Annotated in this window: 14 protein-coding genes and 1 pseudogene; 4 read left to right on the forward strand and 11 right to left on the reverse strand. The window is 71.2% G+C overall.

Annotated features, from left to right (window positions below; all coding sequences use genetic code 11):
- The first annotated feature begins 4 nt into the window (after nt 1-4).
- Complete coding sequence (locus LCH29_RS04705; RefSeq protein ID WP_446460406.1) at nt 5-742, forward strand: hypothetical protein; 738 nt, start codon at nt 5-7, stop codon at nt 740-742.
- A gap of 164 nt (nt 743-906) precedes the next feature.
- Nucleotides 907-2,289, forward strand: coding sequence for a cation:dicarboxylate symporter family transporter (locus LCH29_RS04710; protein ID WP_446460407.1), 1,383 nt, complete (start codon nt 907-909; stop codon nt 2,287-2,289).
- Between the two features lie 23 nt (nt 2,290-2,312).
- Here the strand turns inward: LCH29_RS04710 and LCH29_RS04715 are convergent, their stop codons facing one another.
- Entirely contained in the window at nt 2,313-2,753 is a 441-nt protein-coding gene (locus LCH29_RS04715) for a MarR family winged helix-turn-helix transcriptional regulator (RefSeq protein WP_446460408.1), read from the reverse strand.
- Nucleotides 2,754-2,845: 92 nt separating this feature from the next.
- Here LCH29_RS04715 and LCH29_RS04720 point away from each other — a divergent pair, with 92 nt between their 5' ends.
- Nucleotides 2,846-4,669, forward strand: a complete 1,824-nt coding sequence (locus LCH29_RS04720; RefSeq protein WP_446460409.1) for an ABC transporter ATP-binding protein — start codon at nt 2,846-2,848, stop codon at nt 4,667-4,669.
- Nucleotides 4,670-4,693: 24 nt separating this feature from the next.
- Here the strand turns inward: LCH29_RS04720 and LCH29_RS04725 are convergent, their stop codons facing one another.
- From LCH29_RS04725 to LCH29_RS04770, 10 genes and pseudogenes are all read right to left on the reverse strand, one after another.
- Nucleotides 4,694-5,833 carry a CaiB/BaiF CoA transferase family protein gene (locus tag LCH29_RS04725; RefSeq protein WP_446460410.1) on the reverse strand — a complete coding sequence of 380 codons (1,140 nt, stop codon included), beginning with the start codon at nt 5,831-5,833 and terminating at the stop codon, nt 4,694-4,696.
- Nucleotides 5,834-5,954: 121 nt separating this feature from the next.
- Nucleotides 5,955-6,923, reverse strand: a complete 969-nt coding sequence (locus LCH29_RS04730) for an acetylxylan esterase (protein ID WP_446460411.1) — start codon at nt 6,921-6,923, stop codon at nt 5,955-5,957.
- A gap of 112 nt (nt 6,924-7,035) precedes the next feature.
- Nucleotides 7,036-8,079, reverse strand: coding sequence for a LacI family DNA-binding transcriptional regulator (locus tag LCH29_RS04735; RefSeq protein ID WP_446460412.1), 1,044 nt, complete (start codon nt 8,077-8,079; stop codon nt 7,036-7,038).
- Between the two features lie 128 nt (nt 8,080-8,207).
- Nucleotides 8,208-9,068: pseudogene (locus LCH29_RS04740) on the reverse strand (hypothetical protein).
- 164 nt (nt 9,069-9,232) lie between these two features.
- Nucleotides 9,233-10,012 carry an amino acid ABC transporter ATP-binding protein gene (locus tag LCH29_RS04745; RefSeq protein ID WP_446460413.1) on the reverse strand — a complete coding sequence of 260 codons (780 nt, stop codon included), beginning with the start codon at nt 10,010-10,012 and terminating at the stop codon, nt 9,233-9,235.
- Between the two features lie 7 nt (nt 10,013-10,019).
- Complete coding sequence (locus LCH29_RS04750) at nt 10,020-10,805, reverse strand: amino acid ABC transporter permease (RefSeq protein ID WP_446460414.1); 786 nt, start codon at nt 10,803-10,805, stop codon at nt 10,020-10,022.
- Between the two features lie 15 nt (nt 10,806-10,820).
- On the reverse strand, nt 10,821-11,615 hold the full coding sequence (locus tag LCH29_RS04755) for an ABC transporter substrate-binding protein (RefSeq protein WP_446460415.1): 795 nt from the start codon (nt 11,613-11,615) through the stop codon (nt 10,821-10,823).
- Between the two features lie 163 nt (nt 11,616-11,778).
- Nucleotides 11,779-12,018, reverse strand: coding sequence for an SGM_3592 family protein (locus LCH29_RS04760; protein ID WP_446460416.1), 240 nt, complete (start codon nt 12,016-12,018; stop codon nt 11,779-11,781).
- Between the two features lie 135 nt (nt 12,019-12,153).
- Nucleotides 12,154-14,076 carry a glycoside hydrolase family 127 protein gene (locus LCH29_RS04765; RefSeq protein ID WP_446460417.1) on the reverse strand — a complete coding sequence of 641 codons (1,923 nt, stop codon included), beginning with the start codon at nt 14,074-14,076 and terminating at the stop codon, nt 12,154-12,156.
- 146 nt (nt 14,077-14,222) lie between these two features.
- Nucleotides 14,223-15,326 (reverse strand): MerR family transcriptional regulator, encoded by a 1,104-nt coding sequence (locus tag LCH29_RS04770; RefSeq protein WP_446460418.1) that lies wholly within the window; start codon nt 15,324-15,326, stop codon nt 14,223-14,225.
- A 255-nt stretch (nt 15,327-15,581) separates the two neighbouring features.
- Between LCH29_RS04770 and LCH29_RS04775 the strand changes: the two genes are divergently transcribed.
- The gene (locus LCH29_RS04775) at nt 15,582-16,613 is read left to right on the forward strand and encodes a hypothetical protein (protein WP_446460419.1); all 1,032 of its coding nucleotides are present in this window, start codon (nt 15,582-15,584) and stop codon (nt 16,611-16,613) included.
- The last annotated feature ends 36 nt before the right edge of the window (nt 16,614-16,649 follow it).

A 16,649-nucleotide genomic window follows, 5' to 3' on the forward strand; every position in this document is an offset into this window, starting at 1 on the left:
GCACATGCGAATTTCCGGGACGATGTCCATGCGTACGGCGGTCACCACCGCCGCTGCCCTCGCCCTTCTCACCGCCTGCGGCGGAGGCGGGAACGGTGGTGGCGACAACGGCGGTGGCCAGGGGAAACACGCGATGCGCAGCAAGGCCCCGGCGTCGGACCCCACGCGCATCCCGGAGGTGGGGAACGCCCTCCAGGCCAAAATCCCCGGAAATGCACGGCAGGTTGTCGCGGTCTACGGCAAAGGAGTGAACTCCGCCGACGCGACCGTGGTGCTGTATACCAAGGAAGGCAAGGACTGGAAGCGCAGCCGTAGTTGGGCCGGGCACAACGGCAAGCGCGGCTGGACGACGCGTCATCACGAGGGCGACAAGCGCAGTCCGGTCGGTGTCTACACGCTCAGCGACGCGGGCGGAGTGCTCCCGGACCCCGGCGCCCGGATGCCGTACTCCGAAACGGCCGCCTTCGCCGCTCCCCATTCCTGGCCCAAGTCGCACTGGACGGACTTCAACTACGTCATCGCCATCGACTACAACCGCGTCAAGGGCACCTCACCCCTCGACCCGACCCGGCCCGAGGGGCAGCGCAAGGGCGGGAGCATCTGGTTGCACATGGACCACGGCAGTGGTACGTCGGCCTGCGTGAGCCTGCCCAAGTCCGGCATGAAGTATCTGCTGCGGAACCTCGATCCCGAGCGGCACCCGGTGGTGGTGATGGGGGACAAGGCGCATCTGGCCGCCTGAGCCCCGGAGAGGCACCGCCTGGGCCCTGCGAGGCACAGGCGTAACACAACGACACCAGGGTTTTCGCGGCTGTTACATGGAACTCATCGGCGGAAACGTGTACTCGGCAATAGTGGCGCGGAATTAGTTTTCCGCATCTCAGAAGTTCTGCCGAGGAGTCTCTCGTGCCGCACCCCTCACCATCCGTCGTCCGGCGCGCAGGCCGCATGCTGCGCACCTCGCTGTTCACGCAGGTCGCCTGCGCGCTCGTCCTCGGCATCGCGGTCGGGAAGCTGTGGCCGGACGTCGGCACGGCCGTCCAGCCGCTCGGTGACGGCTTCGTGCGCCTGATCAAGGCGGTCATCGCGCCGCTCGTCTTCTGCGTGGTCGTCGCGGGCATCGCGAAGGCCGGGGATCTGAAGGCGTTCGGGCGGATCGGACTGAAGGCGCTGATCTGGTTCGAGGTGGCCACCACGGCGGCGCTGATCATCGGTCTGCTCGCCGCCAACCTCGTCGGGCCCGGCACCGGTATGCACGTCAATCCCGCTTCCCTGGACGGCTCGGCCGTGGACGACCAGACCGCGGGCGGCCATCTGCCGTCGGCGTCCCAGTTCGTGCTGGACGCGCTGCCGGACAGCGCGGTCGGCGCCTTCGCCGAGAACTCCCTGCTCCAAGTCCTGGTGCTGGCCTGCCTGGTGGGTGCGGCCGTGCTGCACCTCGGCAAGACCAAGGTGCCCGCGATCCTCTCGGCCGTCGACCAGGCGCAGCAGGTCGTCTTCGCCGTCGTCGGCTTCCTCATGAGGCTCGCGCCGCTCGCGGTCTTCGGTGCCATGGCCCATCTGGTCGGGGAGTACGGACTCGGCGCCCTGTCGACGTACGGCAAGCTGATCGCGCTGTGCTACGGCGTCGCGCTGCTCTTCCTCGTCCTGCTCGCCGTGGCCCTCAAGCTGGTCACCGGGCTGAGCCTGTGGAAGTTCGTCCGGTACACCCGCGAGGAGATGCTGCTCGCGCTCGGCACCGCCTCCAGCGAGAGCGTGCTGCCGCGCATGATGCAGAAGCTGCGCGCGGCCGGGTGCCGCGAGGACGCGGTCGGGCTGGTGCTGCCCACCGGCTACTCCTTCAACCTGGACGGCGCGTCGATCTACCTGTCCATCGGCACGCTGTTCATCGCCCAGGCGGTCGGCGTGGACCTGAGCCTCGGCCAGCAGATCACGGTCGTCCTCGTGCTGATGCTCACCAGCAAGGGCATGGCGGGCGTGCCCGGATCGGCCTTCCTCGCCCTGTCGGCGACGGCCTCGGCCCTCGGGGTGATCCCGGCCGCCGCCGTCGCGCTGCTGCTCGGGGTGGACCGGATCATGGACTCGATGCGGGTGGCCACCAACCTGCTCGGCAACTGTGTGGCGGTCTTCGCCGTCGCACGATGGGAGGGCGCGCTGGACACCGAACGGGCCAAGCGGGTCCTCGCCGGTGAGGAGGCCGTGGCCCCCATCGGTGACGAGGCCGCCGCCCCGGCGTCGGACCCCGTGGTCCCGGCCGAGTCCGTCACCGCTCCGGCCCCGCGCGGCTGACCGCACGGAAGCCCCGCCTCCCGTCAGCAGCGGCTGCCGGGGGGTCCGGAGAGGTCGTCGAGCAGATCGCCCAGGGCGTCGCGCTGCTGATCGTTCAGCGGTGCCAGGACGTCCTCGGCGGCTGCTCGGCGCGCGTCGCGCAGGGCGCGCAGCGTCGACCGGCCGGTGTCGGTGAGCTCGATCCGCACCACCCGGCGGTTGGTCGGATCCGGCGCACGGCGTACCGAGCCGTGCGCCTCCAGCGCGTCCACCAGCGAGGTCACCGCGCGCGGGACCACCTCCAGGCGCTCTGCGAGGTCCGCCATCCGCGGCGGCCCGTCGTGGTGGGCCACGGTGCGCAGCAGCCGGGCCTGCGCCGGGGTGATGCCCAGCGGCTCCATGTGACGCTTCTGGGCGCGCTGAAGTCGGCGGGTCAGGCGCAGCAGCTGCTCCGCGAGGCGGCCGGATGTCTCGGGGGTGGACATGATCGCAGTCTATCGGACCCCGTTCATTGTGAGTATAGGTAACAGTGAGCTATGCTCGGAAAGTCCGTGCCGTCTGCCATCAGAAGGAGCCCATGCATCACGACACACCGCCGTGGACCCCAGCCACCCCCGATCCGGAGCGGCCCGCGCAAGTGCGGCGCATCCTCCGGCTCTTCCGTCCCTACCGCGGCCGCCTCGCCCTGGTCGGCCTGCTGGTCGCCGCCTCCGCGCTGGTCTCGGTCGCCTCGCCGTTCCTGCTCCGCGAGATCCTCGACGACGCCATCCCCGGGCGGCGCACCGGTCTGCTGACCCTGCTCGCCCTCGGTATGATCGCGGCCGCCGTCGTCAACAGCGTCTTCGGCGTCCTCCAGACCCTCATCTCCACCACCGTCGGCCAGCGCGTCATGCACGACCTGCGCGCCGCCGTCTACGACCGGCTCCAGCGCATGCCGCTCGCGTTCTTCACCCGCACCCGCACCGGCGAGGTGCAGTCGCGGATCGCCAACGACATCGGCGGTATGCAGGCCACCGTCACCTCCACCGCGACCTCGCTGGTCTCCAACCTCACCAGCGTCGTGGCCACGGTCGTCGCCATGCTCGCGCTCGACTGGCGGCTGACCGTCGTCTCGCTGCTCCTGCTGCCGCTGTTCGTCTGGATCAGCCGCCGGGTCGGCAACGAGCGCAAGAAGATCACCTCGCAGCGCCAGAAGCAGATGGCGGCGATGTCCGCGATGGTCACCGAGTCCCTGTCGGTGAGCGGCATCCTGCTCGGCCGCACCATGGGCCGCTCCGACTCGCTCACCCAGGAGTTCACCCGGGAGTCCGAGCGCCTGGTCGGCCTCGAGGTGCGGGCCAGCATGGCGGGCCGCTGGCGGATGTCCACCATCGGCGTCGTGATGGCCGCCATGCCCGCCGTCATCTACTGGGCCGCCGGAATCGCCCTCCAGGCCGGGGGCCCGGCCGTCTCCATCGGCACCCTGGTCGCCTTCGTCTCGTTGCAGCAGGGGCTGTTCCGGCCCACCGTCAGCCTGCTGTCCACCGGGGTGGACATGCAGACCTCCCTCGCCCTCTTCGCCCGCATCTTCGAATACCTCGACCTGCCGATCGACATCACCGAGCCCGCCCGGCCGGTGCGGCTGGAGACGGTGCGCGGCGAAGTCCGCTTCGACGGCGTCGACTTCGACTACGACGCCGTCACGGACTCGGCCCCGCCGCAGGGGACCCTGCGCGGCATCGACCTGACCATCCCGGCGGGCGGCAGCCTGGCCGTCGTCGGGTCGACCGGCTCCGGCAAGACGACCCTCAGCTATCTGGTGCCCCGGCTGTACGACGTGACCGGCGGCCGGGTGCTGATCGACGGGGTCGACGTGCGGGACCTGGACTTCGACAGCCTCGCCCGCGCGGTCGGCGTCGTCTCCCAGGAGACCTATCTCTTCCACGCCTCGATCGCCGACAACCTGCGCTTCGCCAAGCCCGACGCGACCGACGCGGAGATCGTCGCGGCGGCCGAGGCCGCCCAGATCCACGACCACATCGCCGCCCTCCCCGAGGGCTACGACACCCTGGTGGGGGAGCGGGGATACCGCTTCTCCGGCGGCGAGAAGCAGCGGCTGGCCATAGCCAGGACGATTCTGCGCGACCCGCCCGTCCTCATCCTCGACGAAGCCACCAGCGCCCTCGACACCCGCACCGAGCAGGCCGTGCAGAAGGCCATCGACGGCCTCACGGCCGGCCGCACCACGATCACCATCGCCCACCGGCTCTCCACCGTGCGCGACGCCGACCGGATCGTCGTCCTCGACGGCGGCCGGATCGCCGAGCAGGGCAGCCATGAGGAACTGCTCGCCCTGGACGGCCGGTACGCCGCCCTGGTGCGGCGCGACGCCCAGCTGTCGCCCGTCGTCCCCGCCGCGTAAGCCGCCGGAGACGGTCGTGGGGCGTCAGGAGAACTCGGCGCGCACCGCATCCGTGTGCTCGCCCAGCGCGGGCACCGGCCGCAGCGCCGCCTGACGCCCCGCCACCTCGACCGGCGGCAGCAGGCCGCGCAGCGGCCCGACGGGCGAGCCGAACTCGCCCCAGCGCTCCCGGGCGGCCAGCTGCGGATGGTCCGCCAGCCCCGCGACATCCCGCAGCCGGGCATTGGCGATGCCCGCCCCGTCCAGCAGGGCCACCAGACCGTCGGCGGTGTGGTCCGCGAAGGACCGCTCCAGCTCGGCCGTCAGCTCCTCGTCATGGGTGCGGCGCAGCGGATTGTCGGCGAAGCGCGGATCGCGGATCAGCTCCGGGCGGCCCACGACGCGTTCGCACAGCGCGATCCACTCGCGGTCGTTCTGCACGCTCAGAAACACCTGGGCGCCGTCGCCGCAAGCGTAGGCCCCGTACGGGGAGATCGACGGATGGCGGGCCCCGCTGCGCACCACCCCGCCCCCGCCGTAGGCCTGGGCGAAGTAGGGGTGGCCCATCCACTCGCCCAGCGCGTCGAGGAGGCTGACGCTCAGGTCCGTTCCCGCGCCGGTGCGCTCCCGCTCGTACAGCGCGGTGAGGATGCCGGTGTACGCGTACATCCCGCCCGCGATGTCCGCGATCGAGATACCGGGGCGGGCGGGTTCCTCGGGGCTCCCGGTGATCGAGAGCAGCCCCGCCTCGCACTGGACGAGCAGGTCGTACGCCTTCTTGTCCCGGTACGGCCCGCGGTCCCCGTAGCCGGTGATCGCGCAGTTGATCAGGCGCGGATGCCCGGCCCGCAGCACCTCCGCCGAGAGCCCGAGCCGGTCCACCGCGCCGGGCGCGAGGTTGTGCACGAACACGTCGGCACGGGCCAGCAGCGCGTCGAGCAGGGCCCGGTCCGCGGCGTCCTTCACGTCGAGGACGATGCTCTCCTTGCCGCGGTTGACCCAGACGAAGTACGCCGACATGCCCTTGACCTCACGGTCGTACTCCCGGGCGAAGTCGCCCCGCCCCGGCCGCTCCACCTTGATGACCCGCGCGCCGAGGTCGGCGAGCTGGCGGGTGGCGTACGGGGCGGCGACGGCCTGTTCGAGGGCGACGACGGTGATCCCGTCCAGGGGCTGTGCGGGCATGGGCGACTCCTTCGGTACGAATCCGCAAATACGGACAGGTAGGGACAGCCCCTGTCTTCCCCGCGGTGAGCGGCCGCCGAACGCCGCCCACCGCGCCGGGTTCACCCGCGAGGCCCCCGGCTCAGCCGAGCAGCTTCCGCAGGTAGGCGATCTGCTCGGCCTGCTGGTGGGTGCCGCCGCCCTCGTGGCCGTTGAAGGACCACACCTTCAGCTCCTTCTCGCCCGCGTAGTGGTGGTACGCGGCGAAGCCGCACGAGGTCGGGGTGATCTCGTCGCGCAGGGCGGTCGAGAAGAGCGCGGGCGCGGTGGCCCGGGCCGCGAAGTTGAGGCCGTCGAAGTGGTCGAGGGTCGCGAAGACCTGCTCGGTGAGATCGCGCTGACCGGCGCAGAAGCGGGCCAGTTCGCCGTACGGATCGGCGTCGGTGATCTCGACGGCCCGCCGGATGTGCGTCATGAACGGCACGTCCACCAGCGCAGCGGTCAGATCGGGCACCAGCCCGGCCGCCGCCAGGGCCATGCCGCCGCCCTGGCTGCCGCCGCTGACGACGATCCGCGCCGGATCGACCAGCGGATGCGTGCGGGCGGCCTCCACGGCACGCACGGCGTCGGTGTACAGCCGCCGGTAGTAGTAGTCGTCCGGGGAGAGGATCCCCTGGGTCATCTTGCCCGGCGCCTCGGGACCGGTGCCGCCGGCCGGATCGGGGGTGGCGCCGGGGGAGTGCTGGGCCCAGCCCTGGCCCCGGGTGTCCATGACGAAGACCGCGTAGCCCGCCGACGGCCACAGCAGCCAGTTGTGCGGCAGGCCCCGGCCGCCGTTGTAGCCGATGTACTGCACCACGCACGGCAAGGGGCCCGCGGCCTCGCGCGGCGCCATCAGCCAGCCGCGTATCCGGTGCCCGCCGAACCCGGAGAACTCGACGTCGTAGGTGTGCAGCCGGGTCAGGCCCGTGTCGGTCTCGGTGAAGACCGCGTTCAGGTCCGCGGTGCGGGCCTCGGCGAGGGTGCGCTCCCAGAACGCGTCGAAGCCGTCCGGCTCGGGCAGCGGGGGCCGGTACGTGCGCAGCTGGTCCAGGGGCAGATCGACGAACACGGGGCGAAGACCTCCGGAAAATCGGTACGGCGACGGCCAGGGGCGACGTGGTAGGAGTGAGGTGCGGAGACCATGGATCGTTCGGACATCCGATCAGCGTTCGACTTCTCGGTCAAGAGGAAATACGGGCCGGGGGAGCGGTGCTGGAGCGGACGATCAGCCGGGTGGACAGCTCGGTCCGCATTCCTTCCGGAACCTCGCCCGCCCTCAGCCGCAGCAGGGTGCGCAGCGCCGTCGCCGCCATCTCGGACAGCGGCTGACGGACCGTGGTGAGCGCCGGGGTGGTCCAGCGGGCCTGCGGCAGATCGTCGAAGCCCACCACGCTGACGTCCTCCGGCACCCGCAACCCGCGCTCCCGCAGCGCCCGGTACGCGCCGAGCGCCATCGGGTCGGAGCACACGAAAACCGCCGTCGGAGGCTCGGGCAGTTCCAGCAGCTCCGTCATCCGCTGGTACGCCCCGGCCTCCCGGAAGTCCCCGTAGCGTACGTACGCGGGCGGCACCGGCAGCCCGGCCGCGGCCATCGCCGAGCGGAACCCGGCCACCCGCGCCCCGCTGCACACCTTCCGCCGGTACCCGCCGATCACCGCGATCCGCCGGTGCCCGAGCCCGAGCAGATGCTCGGTCGCGCTCACCCCGCCCTGCCAGTCGGCGGCGCCCACGGACGGCACCCCCGGCGGCGGCACCGGCCCGGGATCGATCAGCACGAACGGGACCCGGTGCTCATCAAGCCAGGCGTACTGCGTGGGCGTCAGCTCCGCGAGATGGAACAGCACCCCCGAACTGCCCCGGGCGCACAGCTTGTCCAGCCAGCCGCGAACGGGCCGCCCGTCGCGCAGGCGCGGCAGCCCGGCCGACACCACCACCTCGAGCCCCGCGTCGTGCGCCGCCGCCTCCACACCGTGCAGCACCGCGCCCGACCACGCGCCGTCCAGGGACTGCACCACCAGATCGACCAGGGCGGGCGGCCGGGGCGTCTCGAGGCGCGGTTTGCGGACGTACCCCAGGCGGTCCAGGACCTCGCTGACCCGGCGGCGGGTGTCGGGCGCCACGTCCTCGCGGCCGTTGACCACCTTCGAAGCGGTCGGCACCGAAACCCCTGCCTCGCGGGCGATGACCGCCAGCGTCGGACCCGTCGATCCCGGGGAACGCGCCATCGAGATACCCCTTCCCGAACCCGCCCAAGCGCGACACCGACCGGGCAGAAACCGGTTACTACAGTAAGGCCGCCTCAACTCCGACGGGAAGACCCGGGAGTTGAGGCGGCTCCCTTCGGCCCGTGACGTCACAGGCAGTAGCGGTTCTTCAGATGGCGCCAGAAGTCCCGGTACATCCACTTGTCGAATTCGGTGATGCGGTGATGCGGTCGGCGGACCCCGCCTTCATGAGGAAGCCGCCCACCCCGGTCGGGGACCAGTCGTAGAAGTCGTCCAGACCGTAGGTGTGCCCGATCTCGTGCAGCAGGATGTGGATGTTGTCCTGGTTCACCGCGCCCAGCATGTACTCACTGCCGATGCGCTGCCCCAGTCGCCCCCGGCACCGCCGCCGACGCTCTTGGTCAGCCACAGCGACTGGTCGTAGTGGCGCGCCGCGCCACCGGGGCACGTGGAGTAGTTGCCGTCCTGGTGGAAGAAGCGGCCGCAGTCCGGGGCGCACTGCGGAGCGCCGCCGCCGTCCAGGACGTTGGTGTAGATGTCGACCGAGTTGTCGCTCCACTGAAGCGTGGAGCGGTTCTTGACCGCCCAGCCGACGATCTTGACCGGGACCTCGTTGTACGGGAACTTCTCGAAGCCCGCGACCTGGTCGATCCACTTCTTCGACTGGCGCTTGAGCGCCGTGTGGATCTGGTCGCGCATCTGCGCCGTGACCGGCTGGTCGGATTCCCAGCGGACGCAGTAGTTCAGGCTGCCCTTGTTGGCCATCACCTGATCCCAGTTGTAGTTCTTGAAGCCGTACAGGTCGGGATAGGTGGACTCGACGTGCCTCCAGACCTCGTTCAGCGGCTGGACGAGGTTGCTCGGTTCCAGGTGTCCGACGCGCCCGTCCCGGCGGCGTCGGCGGGTGCGGTGAATCCGATGAGGGACAGCGCCCCCGCCGCGGCGGCGGTCACGAGGGCGCGTAGTCCGCGAAGTCTTCGTTCGGGCATGGCGGCTCTCTTCCGTGTGGGGGAACGGGAGCGGGCGGCGCACCGCCGGGGAGTGGCCGTACGGGGACGCCGCCCGCATCCTCCAGTGGCCCCCGCGCCCCGGAAAGTTGCCGCCCTTCCCGGGATGCGCACGGACTGACAAACTGCCGTGCGCTCGGCGGCCGTTACGGGCGTTTCGCGGGCCGCTCCCCGTCGGCCTCACCCACCCGGGCCGCGGCGGGGTCCAGCACCCGGGTGAGGAACGCCCGGGTCCGCGGATGCCGTGGCGCGGCCACCACCTGCTCCGGGCCGCCCTCCTCCACGATCACCCCGTCGTCCATGAACACCACCCGGTCGGCGACCTCCCGCGCGAAGCTCATCTCATGCGTGACGACCAGCATCGTCATCCCCTCGTCGGCCAGCGCGCGCATGACGGCGAGCACATCCCCGACCAGCTCGGGGTCGAGGGCCGAGGTCGGCTCGTCGAACAGCATCAGCTCCGGATCCATCGCCAGCGCGCGGGCGATCGCCACTCGCTGCTGCTGCCCGCCCGACAGCTGCGCCGGATAGGCGGTCTCCTTGTCCGTCAGGCCCACCCGGCGCAGGGTGTCCCGCCCGATCCGTACCGCCTCGGCCTTGTCGCGGCGCAGCACCCGCCGCTGCGCGATGGTCAGGTTCTCCAGCGCCGTCAGATGCGGGAAGAGGTTGAACGCCTGGAACACCATGCCGATCCGCCGCCGCACCCGGTCGATGTCCACGTCCGGGTCGGTGACCTCGGCCCCGCCCACGGTCACCGTGCCCGACGTCGGCTCCTCCAGCAGATTCACGCAGCGCAGCAGGGTCGACTTGCCGGAGCCGGACGGCCCGATGACGCAGACCACCTCACCCCGCTCCACCGTGAGGTCGATGCCCTTCAGCACGTCCAGCCCGCCGAAGGACTTGTGCAGCCCCCGGATCCGGATCACGGTCCGATCACCTCGCCTTCGCCGTACGGGCCTCCAGCCACCGGACCAGCTGGCCCAGCGGAACGGTGATGAGCAGGTAGCACAGCCCGGCGACCAGGATCGGGGTGAGGCTGCGGTGCTGATTGAGTGCGTCCCGGCCGAACTTGGACAGCTCGTACTGGTCCAGGGAGAGCCCCAGCAGATACACCAGGGACGAGTCCTTGGTCAGCAGGATCAGCTCGTTGGTCAGCGGCGGCAGCACGATCCGGAACGCCTGCGGAATGATGATCGAGACCATCGCCCGGCCGTGGGACATGCCGAGCGAACGCGCCGCCTCCATCTGCCCCTTGGGCACCGCCCGGATGCCCGCGCGGATCGTCTCCGCCATGTACGCGGCCCCGACCAGCCCGAGCGCCAGCATGACCGTGACATAGCGGTCCAGCGCCACCTGGAAGGCCAGCGGCACCCCGAAGCCGAGCGCGATGAACACCAGCAGCGCCGGAACGCCGCGGAAGAACTCGATGTACGCCACCGACAGCCAGCGGTACGGCGGCACCTGGGAGAGCCGCATCAGCGCGAGCACGAGTCCGGCCACGAGCCCGAACCCGAAGCCGAGCAGGGTGTAGACGACGGTGTTGAGCAGGGCGGTGGTGATGATGTCGGGTAACAGGGACCGGGCGACGCCCGCGTCGAAGAACGCGCGGCGCAGTTCACCCCAGTCCGCGGCCAGGGCGACGACGAGCACCACGGCGGCCAGCGCGGCGTACTGCACCGTCCGTACCGCCCGCGCCCGCTGCCGACGGGTCATTGCCATAACGGGGTGGACTCCTCAGCTCCTGGGCGCGGTGCCGAACCACTTCCGGTAGATCGTGTCGTAGCGGCCGTCCTTCTTCGCGGCGGCCAGCACCTGGTTGATCTTCTTGCGCAGGGCGTCGTTGCCGGTGCGCACGGCGATGCCGTACTTCTCCCCGGTGCTGAACTCGGCCGTCACGTCCGTGTCCGGGTTGTCCTTGACGAAGTCGTACAGCACCCCGTTGTCGTTGATGCCCGCCGCGACCTGTCCGGTCTTGACCGCGGAGACCAGCAGCCCGAGGTCCTCGAACTGGACCAGCGTGGCGCCCACGGCCCGCTTCTGGGCGTACGTCTCCCCGGTGGTCCCCTGCTGGACCGCCAGCCGCTTGCCCTTGAGGTCGGCGAGGGTCCGGTACGGCTTGCCCTTCCGGGTGAGCAGCGCCTGGGTGGCTTCGAAGTAGGGGCGGGAGAAGTCCAGGTTCTTCTCGCGGACGGCCGTGATCGTCATCCCGGCCGCGGCGACGTCGCAGGTGCTGGTGTTGAGATCCTCGCCGGACTGGATGCCCTCGAAGGGCGTGTCCACGATCTCCTGCTTCACCTTCAGCTCCGAGGCGACGAGATCGACCAGATCCACGTCGAAGCCGACGATCTTCTTGCCCTGTCGGGTCTGGAAGGGCGGATAGGGCAGATGGGTGCAGGTGGTCAGCTTGCCGGACTTCACCAGGCTGATGTCCGGGCCGCCGGAGGCCGACGGTTCGGTGCTGGTACAGCCGATGAGCAGGGCGGCAGCGGCGGCAGTGGCTATGGCGGGCAGCGCGGAGCGAGCGGACACGGCACCTCCGGGACGTGGTCGGTGAACGACCCCACGGGACACGTGATCAGTGCGTCGGCCCGCATCCTGCCACTCTCCGTGCCGCCTTGACCCCGCCGTGTGCGTTGCGAGCGCATAACGGCCGCGGGGCCCTCTCCGCGGAAGACCCGTGGGAAGGCGCCCTCTAGCGCCGCCGTCGCCGCCTGCGGCGCTTGCTCCAGAACCAGCCGGCCGGCGGCTCGTCCGCCCGCCAGGGCTGGGGCTCGGGCGCGCCGCGCCGCCGCCAGCGCGCGGTGAGCATGCGCGTGCGCGCGGCGGGCTCGGTGACCTCGGCACCCCGGACGAAGTCCTCGTCGAGAACGACGTCGTCCCAGTCGTCCGCGTCGTCCGCGTCGTCCTTGGGGTCTGTGGAGCCGGTGCTCAAGGGGCACCTCCCGTCCGCCGATGTGCCGCTCGGGCACGAAGCGTGTTCCTGGAGCGAGAAACGCGTGGGACGCCCGCCGAGTTCCGGCGGGCCCGAGGCGGGCTCACGACGGGGCCCAAGGCGGGCTCACGACGCTCAGGAGGGGATCCAGACCCGCATCGGTCCGGCCTCCCGGTTCGCCCAGGCGTAATAGGGGATCGCGGTGACGCGCACCGGGTCGCCCACGCCACCGACGTCGCCCCCGGCGCCCGGGTACGGCCACCAGTCGCCGTCCGGGGCCGTCCGGCGCAGTGCCCGGGCCATGATCACGGTCACTCCGTCCAGCAGCCGCGGCCGGTGCTCGGCGACCAGCTCGGTGCCCGTGTCGAGCGTGATGCCGTCCAGCCGCAGCCCGGCGGGCTGATCCGGCTGCTCCAGGCAGTACACCAGCGGTCCGTGCTCGATCGCGGTGCAGCCGCGCACCGCGTCCACCCGCGGATCGGGGCGGGTCAGCCGGGGCGCCAGCGGCAGGGTCAGGACCACGGTCTCGCCCGGCCGCCAGCGGCGCCGCAGCCGCAGCCAGCCCCGCTCCGCGCGCTCCGTCACCGCCTCGCCGCCGACCGTCGCCTCGTACCGGTCGGCCCAGTGCGGGATGCGCAGCGACAGCGTCCAGGCCGCCTCCGCGGGAGCCTCGTCCACCACCACCGCGATCCGGCCTTCCCACGGGTAGCCGGTGCCCACCCGCACGCTTCCGCCGCCCGCCGCGTACACCCCCGACGCGTACTGGTGCAGCTGAAGGCCCCCGGCGTCACCGCTCGCCATGTAGTGCGGCAGCGACGCCAGCAGCCGCATCACGTTCGGCGGGCAGCAGGCGCAGCGGAACCAGGGCGTCCGCCGCGCCTCCTGGTCGCCGTGGGACTCCGTACGGCCGTCGCGGACCTGGAGCGGATTCACGTACAGCCAGCGCTCGCCGTCCAGGGAGACGCCGGACGCGAAGCCGTTGAACAGGGTCCGTTCGATCAGGTCGCTGTAGCGGGCGTCCCCCGTGAGCAGCGCCATCCGCCAGCTGAACTGGATGGAGGCGATGGCCGCGCAGGTCTCCGCGTACGCCCGGTCCGACGGGAGTTCATAGGCGTCGCCGAAGGACTCCAGATCGTGCCGGGAGCCCACGCCGCCCGTGAGGTAGGTCTTGGTGGCGACCATGTCCTCCCACAGCCGCACCAGCACGTCCCGCAGCTCCCGGTCGCCGGTCTCGGCCGCCAGGTCCGCGGCCCCGGCCAGCAGATACAGCTGGCGCACCGCATGTCCGGCGACCGCCCTCGCGTCCCGCACCGGGACGTGGTCCTGCCAGTAGGGCGCCCCGGGGCGCGGGCCGGTCTCACCGCCGTCGCCGAGCGTGCCCTCACCGCGCCGGTCCACGAAGTACCCGGCCAGATCGAGATAGCGCCGCTCGCCGGTCTCCCGGTACAGCTCGACCAGCGCCGTCTCGATCTCCGGATGCCCGCACACCGCGTCCACGTCCTTGCCCGGGCCGAAGACCGCGTCGATGTGGTCGGCCAACCGCACCGCCACATCGAGCAGTCCGTTCCCACCGGTGGCCCGCCGGTGCGCGACGGCGGCCTGGAGGAGGTGGCCCGCGCAGTACAGCTCGTGTCCCCAGTGCAGCTCCGCCCACCGCCGGGCGCCCGGTCGGGCCTGGTAGTACGTCTGCACATAGCCGTCCGCGTCCTGAGCGTCCGACACCAGGGCCGCCAGCCGCGCCACGTGCCCGGCCAGCTTCTCGGCGGCCGGTCCGCCGGGCTCGTCGGCGAGCTGCCAGGACGCGGCCTCCAGCCACTTGTGCACATCGGAGTCCTGGAACGGGAAGTCCCCCGTGAACCCCTCCTCCGCCGTTCCCGCGGCGGCCCGCAGATTGGCCAGATTGCCCGCCTCCTCCAGCCTCCCCGGCCCTTGCGGAACGCTGACCTCGGCGTTGACGCGCCGCTTCGCGGCCCAGAACCCCCCGGTGATCCGGGCCATGACGGGCGGCCGGAGAGCGGTGTGCGCATCCTGCGAGAGCCGGATCGGTCCTACGGACATCTGCCTACCCCTTACCCGGTACGTTCCGTGGCGGCCATGCCTTCCACGGCCTGGCGAGCCGCACGCGCCCTGTGGGCCATTCCACTGCACTTCGGCGCCGGAGTCAGGAGGGGCGACCGTGGTTCGTGTGAGGAGGCGACGGGACGTCAGGCGGCGGGCAGCTCCGCCCCGTCCACCACATGGGCCACGCCGCACGTGACGTTGTCGGGCCCGCCCGCGCGGTTGGCGAGGGCGATGAGTTCGAGCGCCGCCTCCCCGGGGTCGGCCACCGAGCCCAGTACGCGCCGGATCTCCTCCCCGGTCACCACACCGCTGAGCCCGTCCGAGCACAGCAGATACCGGTCACCCGCGAGAGCGTCCCGCAGCGCCAGATCGGGCTCGAACGCCGCTCCGCCGCCCACGGCCCGCAGCAGCAGCGCCCGTTGGGGATGGGACGCGGCCTCCGCCGCGGTGATACGACCCTCGTCGAGCAGCGACCGCACCACGGTGTGGTCGTGGGTGATCTGGAACAGCTCGCCGTCGCGCAGCAGATACGCCCGCGAATCGCCGATGTGCACCAGCCCCAGCCGGGACCCCGACCACACCAACGCGGTCAGTGTCGTCCCGACGCCGCGCAGTGCGGGGTCGGACGCGGCCAGCTCGCGCACCGAGGCGTGCGCCCGGTGTGCCGCGTCCTCCAGGGCGCTCAGCAGCTCGGCCCCCGGGACCTCGGTCTCCAGCGGCTTGAGCGCCTCGATGGCCGCCTCGCTCGCGTGGCGGCTGCCGCCGAAGCCGTCGGCGACGGCGAGCAGTCGCGGACCGGCGTACCCGGAGTCCTCGTTGCTCATCCGGACCGAGCCCCGGTCGGAGAGCATGGCGTAGCGAACTCCCAGGGTGCCGCGGGCAGAAGACATGGCGATGTCCTTTCCGGACAGCTGTGACAGCTGTGACAGCTGGTCGACGAGGAAGGCGGCCAGGTCGCGCCGGGCCGCCGTATCGGCTTCGACCTGCGCCCAGTACGCGCGGACCTCCCGCGCCGCCGCGCCCGGGTCCAGTTCGCACACGGTACGGATCCGGGCCAGCGGCATCCCCAGGCGGCGCAGCCAGGCCACCAGCCGGGCCCGCTCCAGCTGCGCCGGGTCGTACAGGCGGTAGCCGGAGCGCGGGTCGACGCGGGCGGGCGGCAGCAGCCCGAGTTCGTCGTACAGGCGCAGCGCCTTGGGGGACAGCCTCGATGCCTTCGCGAACGCGCCGATCGTCAGCAGTCCCATGCTCGCCCTCCTCGCGCCGGGCACCTCGCCCGGCCACCACGATGCTGGAGCTTCCCCCTCGGAGAAGGTCAACCGAAGTCAACCAAGGCCAATGAAGACCAATCAGAGATCACATTCAAACTCTATACCGCGCTCATTTATGTTTATCAGTCATATCCTTTCATTCGCCCCTCTTCAGGTATTCGTTGTGATTAGTGCGGGAACTGACGGGACATCCGCACAGACTCGTGGCAGCCACGAGGTGAGGGAGGACCCATGTCCGTTTCCACCACGCCCGGAACCGTATGGGGCACCTGGATCAACCTGGAAGGCGGCATTCACTCCGAGCCCGCGCCGGTGGCCCAGGCCGACGACCGGATCCAAGTCTTCATCCGGGGCGGGTCGAACGTCCTGTGGAGCAGACTCGAGACCCGCGACGGGGGGTGGGGGCCCTGGCAGCAGTACCCGGGCGTGTCCGTCGACGGCATCCCCGCCCCGATCCGCGGGAAGGACGGGAAGGTGCGGGTCTTCTACCGCACCCCGGGCAACAACCTGGAGGTCATCACCCAGACCTCCATCAACTCCGGGTACGGATCGCCCCAGATCCTGGCCACCGGCATCGGGGACGATCCGGCCGCGGCGCTCGGCGCCGACGGCCGCATCTACGTGTTCTTCCCCGGCACCGACGACGCCCTGTGGTTCCTGCGCAACCTGGATCTTCAGTACGAGACGTACACCGCCGCGACGTCGCTGGGCGGCGGCATCTTCGCCACGCCCTCGCCCATCCTCGACGGGGGAGGGCGGATCGTGGTGGCGGTCAAGGGCAGCGGCGAGACCCTCTACACCATCCAGCAGACGTCCACGAACTCCGCCACCTGGGAGCCCTTCTCGCTGAACGCCCCCAACGTGACCAGCCGCCCCTCGGTGTGCCTGGACGCGGCGGGCAGGGTGCAGATCTTCTTCCGGGGCGTCGACGGCTCCGTCCGGCGCGTCGGGCAGACCGACGACTACAACTCGTTCAATGCCGCCGTGAGCCTGGGCGCCCAGATCGTGTGGCGGCCCACCTGCGGCCTGGGCCAGGACGGCCGGGTCAACGTGTTCATCAAGGCGACGGACAACGCGTTGTGGGTCGCCGTCCAGACCACGGAGAACGGCAACACCTACACCGGCTTCCAGTCCCTCGGTGGCGTCATCGGCTCCGCCGGTATCAGCGTCCCCATCGCCAACGAGGAGAACCTGCTGTACGTGTTCCTCCAGGGCAACGGGATCGCCAGGGACCTCTGGCTCCAGCGCCAGACGTTCGTCTGAGCGGCGCTCCGGGGGCTCCACGGTTTTCGAAACTTT

Source organism: Streptomyces sp. BRA346 (assembly GCF_052851135.1).